Source organism: Candidatus Nitrosopumilus sp., assembly GCF_029882185.1.
Classification (GTDB): Archaea; Thermoproteota; Nitrososphaeria; order Nitrososphaerales; family Nitrosopumilaceae; genus Nitrosopumilus.
The window spans coordinates 1-4,776 of sequence record NZ_JAOULD010000072.1 but is presented as its reverse complement, the minus strand read 5'-3'; the positions used below and the strand labels follow the sequence as shown (position 1 = coordinate 4,776).

At 30.7% G+C, this 4,776-nt stretch carries 5 protein-coding genes and 1 tRNA gene; all 6 read left to right on the top strand.

Annotation, left to right across the window (positions count from 1 at the left end; translation table 11 throughout):
- Nucleotides 1–524: 524 nt before the first annotated feature.
- Nucleotides 525–1,646: a hypothetical protein gene (locus OEW78_RS09950; RefSeq protein WP_300327140.1), complete on the top strand. Its 1,122-nt coding sequence runs from the start codon at nucleotides 525–527 to the stop codon at nucleotides 1,644–1,646.
- A 1-nt stretch (nucleotide 1,647) separates the two neighbouring features.
- The gene (locus OEW78_RS09945) at nucleotides 1,648–2,319 is read left to right on the top strand and encodes a ribosome biogenesis protein (RefSeq protein WP_300327139.1); all 672 of its coding nucleotides are present in this window, start codon (nucleotides 1,648–1,650) and stop codon (nucleotides 2,317–2,319) included.
- Between the two features lie 22 nt (nucleotides 2,320–2,341).
- Nucleotides 2,342–2,415, top strand: a tRNA-Gly gene (locus OEW78_RS09940).
- A 50-nt stretch (nucleotides 2,416–2,465) separates the two neighbouring features.
- On the top strand, nucleotides 2,466–2,765 hold the full coding sequence (locus OEW78_RS09935) for an RNase P subunit (protein ID WP_300327138.1): 300 nt from the start codon (nucleotides 2,466–2,468) through the stop codon (nucleotides 2,763–2,765).
- Between the two features lie 43 nt (nucleotides 2,766–2,808).
- On the top strand, nucleotides 2,809–4,413 hold the full coding sequence (locus OEW78_RS09930; RefSeq protein ID WP_300327137.1) for a peptidase: 1,605 nt from the start codon (nucleotides 2,809–2,811) through the stop codon (nucleotides 4,411–4,413).
- 239 nt (nucleotides 4,414–4,652) lie between these two features.
- Nucleotides 4,653–4,776: 40S ribosomal protein S19 (locus tag OEW78_RS09925; RefSeq protein ID WP_300324037.1), on the top strand; the 124-nt coding region annotated here is incomplete at its 3' end.

Below are 4,776 nucleotides of genomic sequence, written 5' to 3'. Positions count from 1 at the left end.
TAGAACCTCCTAAAATTGAAGAGGTTTCAGAAGATCGTCTATGTCCAACATGTAAAAACAATCTTGTTTTCGTAGAGGGCTGTAGTATCTGCATTGAATGTGGATACAGTGGTTGTACTTCGGGATAATGTTACATTCAAAAAATGATATACCACTACTGCATTTGACCATCTAACAGAATGTAAATCTGTATTTTGAACATTATACTTATCTGAGATAAAGACAGACAATTTAATCAAGAGAATCTTGATGTGGCTAGTCATTAAAGCCATAGTCGATGGATTCTAGATAAATTGTCGAAGTTGATCTATCTTTGATTTTCTTAATAATGAAAAGAAATCAAAGACCAAAAATCCAATGTCTTGGCCTAGAAGTAGTAAGTAACATTATACCCTAGGCAGGACTCTTTTTTATATTCTTGGTTTTCATCAGCATCTTATTTACTCAATTCTTTTTGATTTATTTGATCGTAACAGATCGATAATTCACAACTTTTTTTACATGTATTTTCACTTTAATTTAAAATGGAAAAGAAACTTTTAGGTATTGTAATATCTGTGTTCATTATTATCGTTGGTATAATAGCAACAATTTCATTTGCACCTAGTTCAGATATCGTTTCTACTCAACAAACAAATAAAAAAATTGGTCTTGTAATTAATTCCCCAAATCAATCCACAACATTACAAGAATTAGATCAGGTTTACTCAAAAGCTTCTGATACTGGAATTGGAAGAAGCAATGTCTATCTATTTTGGAATTTGGTAGAACCTGTACGTGGAGAATTTGATTGGAAACAATCTGATATCCTAATGGGTTTGAATGAAAAAAATGATCTCAAAGTCACTCTATATTTTTCCATAATTAATGGTGAAACACTTGGACCTTTTCCTAATTGGATTGGAAAACCGTCTCTTAATTCTATAGGTGAAGACAGAGTTGTTAGCGTCTTAGATGAAATATTGTCAAGATATGATATTGTAGATACTGTAATTCTGGCAGGACAAACAGAATCACAATTCAGATTTTATGAACAAAATATTCCAGTATACAAAGATCTATTCAATGGTGTTTATGATAAAATCAAATCAAAACATCCTGATGTAAAAATAGGAAATTCGTTTGCATTACACGATGTTCTGAATAAAAATTTGCAATATGTTGTAACTGATTTAGCAATTGGTGATTTTATTGCATTTTCTTATTCACCAGTTGACTCTCTAAATGATATTGTAAAAACTCCTGAACAAGCAAAAGAAGAATTGGGACAAATTTTTGATTTAGCAGGTGATAAACAGGTAGGACTTTTTGAGATTAGCTGGAGCACCTCTGTTTTTGTTGGAGGAAGTGAAGCAATGCAAACAGAATTTCTAGAAAAATCTTTTGAATTTTACACTGAAAATGAACCTAAAATAGAATTTTTCACTTGGTATAGACAATATGATAGACCTGATGGAACTTGTATAGTTGAGTCTCCTACTATAGGAGAAGATACTTTGACTGTTGGAGGTTCTGGTTTTGGGAGTAGTGAACATGTTGCTGAAAGATTAAGTAATTACATTTGTGATGCTGGATTGATCAATAATAATGGCAATTCCAAATCAAGTTGGAATGAATTTAAGAAGCAAATACAAATGATAAACTAAAATGATTTCTTTAATCTTATCTGAATCTTCATTAGAACTTGTTCCAACTGAATTAAAACACCATCCATCAATAATTGCACATGCAAGAAAACTAGGAAAACATACATCAGAAATCTTGCTTGATAACTCGTGGCATTTTGCAGCTATGAAAGGAATTGAAAATGAATTAAAAAGAGGTAGACCTGATCTAGTGCATTTTTCAATACTAGAAGCTACAACTATTCCATTATATCTTCAAAACAAAATGAAACTTTTTGTACATACACTTGATGACAAAGTAATATTCTTCGGAAAAAATGTTCGAATTCCTAAATCGTATCACCGGTTTGAAGGTGTCATTGAAAAATTGTTTCAGAAAAAAAAAATTACAGCAAAAGATGATGATTTTTTATTAAAAATTGAAGAAAAAACATTCTCTCAATTAATTGATGAGATTAATCCATCAAAAGTAATTGGTTTTTCAACACAGGGTACAAAGAGCACCTATGAAAAAATTGCAAAAGAAATTTCAGATGATACCTGTATAGTACTTGGAGGATTCCAAAAAGGCCATTTTTCTAATTCAATTGAAAATAAAATAACAGATCTTTATTCAGTTGGGGATGAATCCTTTGAAGGTCATGTTGTCATTGCCAGAATGCTCTATGAGTATGAAAAAACCATTTTTATGTAGGAAATGAAATTTGCAATCTATTGCAGTCATAGTATAGCCTGGTTAGTATTCGGGGTTTCCAACCCTGTGACGCGGGTTCGAATCCCGCTGACTGCATTGTTTTACCCTATGAGAACCAATTTTTAGGTGTAGATTCAAAGACTGCTGTGAAACTAGGAGCAAAAAAAATTGCAATGGAAAGAATGGAAATCCTCATTGAAAATGCAATTAGTAATGCAAAGACAAACCCTGAACTTTCTCAAAGGCAAGCTTCCATTGCTAGAAGAATAAGTACTAGACATAAAATCCGAATGCCGTATTACCTTAGAATGGTTTTCTGCAAAAAATGTAAATCCTTTATTGCTCCTGGAATAAATTCCCGAGTTCGTTTAGGAAGAGCATCTGTCAAATCGATCAGAATTTCTTGTAATTTATGCGGACATACTTATCGCAAAATTATACCTTAATAATTAACAATGATATTTTAACAACTTCAAAATACATATAATTATGATTTTAAAGATTGTTTTGTTAATTCTAGTTGGCTTATTTACAATTTCAGTAACTCCCGCATATGCTCAACATCATTCGGGATCTCTGGCACCTCCCATAGATTTTGATGGATTAAGAGTAGCTCTGACTACCATTTTAACTCCAGAAGATTTTATTTATGGTGATTCTAAAAGTGCAAATTTATCAGTTAGATTCTTTGACAGTGATACCGATACAAATATCCAAAGCGTTACATACAGAATTCAGATTTTTCACGAAGATAATCTAGTTGCCAATGAATATTTTTTCGATGATGACGGCAAACTAGATTTAGAAATTAAGCCTACATCTCTGTGCCAAAATGAAAATCTTTGGAAATGTACTAAATATTATGGTGAAAAACATGCCATAGCTGGAGCCTATTATGCAAGAGGTGATTCGTTGCCTGTAATTCAAGGTCCTGTTTTTGATAAAAGTGGCCAATATAGCATTCAAGTTTCCATTGTAGGAGCAACCAATCCAAAAACAATGACCACAAAAGATCTATTATTTGAAACCTTTTTACATCTTCCACAAAAACAAACATTTCCAATTAAAATCGCAAATGCACAGGAATCTCCAATATCTATAAAATCTTACAACGACAAAATTTCAAATTTCAATTATGATGAATTAACAAATAAAATTTCATATGAAATATCATATGATTTGAACCCAAATCAACATGATTCTAATCTCAATCAAATAATATTATTCCAAAAAGATTTCTCACCATTCAAAACAGGATATGACATTGATGTTTTTGTAGATAATATTCAAATTAATGACAATTATCTTGATTTCGAAATTTCAAATCCTGATGAAAATATTATTAGAATAAATCTCCATCATGAAGAACTCATGAAAATCAAAAATAAATCAAATCTCAATGATAATGATACAATAAAAATAGAAATTTTATCTGGTGAACAAATCGATCTAAATGAATTTGATTTAACGTTTGAAAATGGTTTTAATGCAAAAATGTCTTGGGATTCTAAATCAAAACCAGGCGAAAAAATCCCACTTACATTTTCTTTCTTTGATGCAAACAATGAGTCTGTCAAAGATATATTGTTTGCATATAGCATTTCTGATTCTTCTGGAAAAGAAATCTGGTCCAATATGGGAATATCTGAAAAATATCTTGGCATTTTATCTCCTCATGGAATTTATCAAGAATCTGTTTTAATTCCAACTGATGGCAACTATCAATTAAAAATAATTTTAATTGGTCATGATTCTAGAAATTTTGAAAAATATTTTACATCAAAATCTGACTTTAGTCTTAATTCTGTATATGTAAACAAAGAAAAATCTGTATTAGTTCCGTCTTGGATAAAAAATAATGCTGGATGGTGGGCAGATGGAATTATGGGTGATCAAGAATTTGTTCAATCTATTCAATTTTTGATTAATGAAAATATCATTCACATTCATGTTACTGAATCAAAATCAACAGGCTCTAAAGAAATTCCGTCTTGGATAAAAAATAATGCTGGATGGTGGGCAGATGATTTGATTTCTGAAGGAGATTTTGTCAAGGGAATAGAATTTCTCATCAGTCAGGGTATAATCAGATAATTAAAATTGGAATTTAAGACCAACAATGATTTATTGTCTGGTAACAATTCCAACTAAATTGAATTTACTTAAATGATATTTAGATAATACTGATAATTTGCATGAATAATTTCTACGTATTTTTTAAATTAAATTTAATAAAATTAATCACCGATCTAAAAATTTGTGCTGAAATATGTTGAATAAACTAGACCCAATATCTCAATGATTTATAAGACGATTCTCGATTTTTCCATTCTATGGCAAAGGTCTATGATGTACCAGCAGACATATTGATTAAAAGACTATCTTCAGCTCTAAAAAATGAAGACATTCCTGCACCTTCTTGGGTTCCATTTGTTAAAACTGGAGCTCATGCAGATA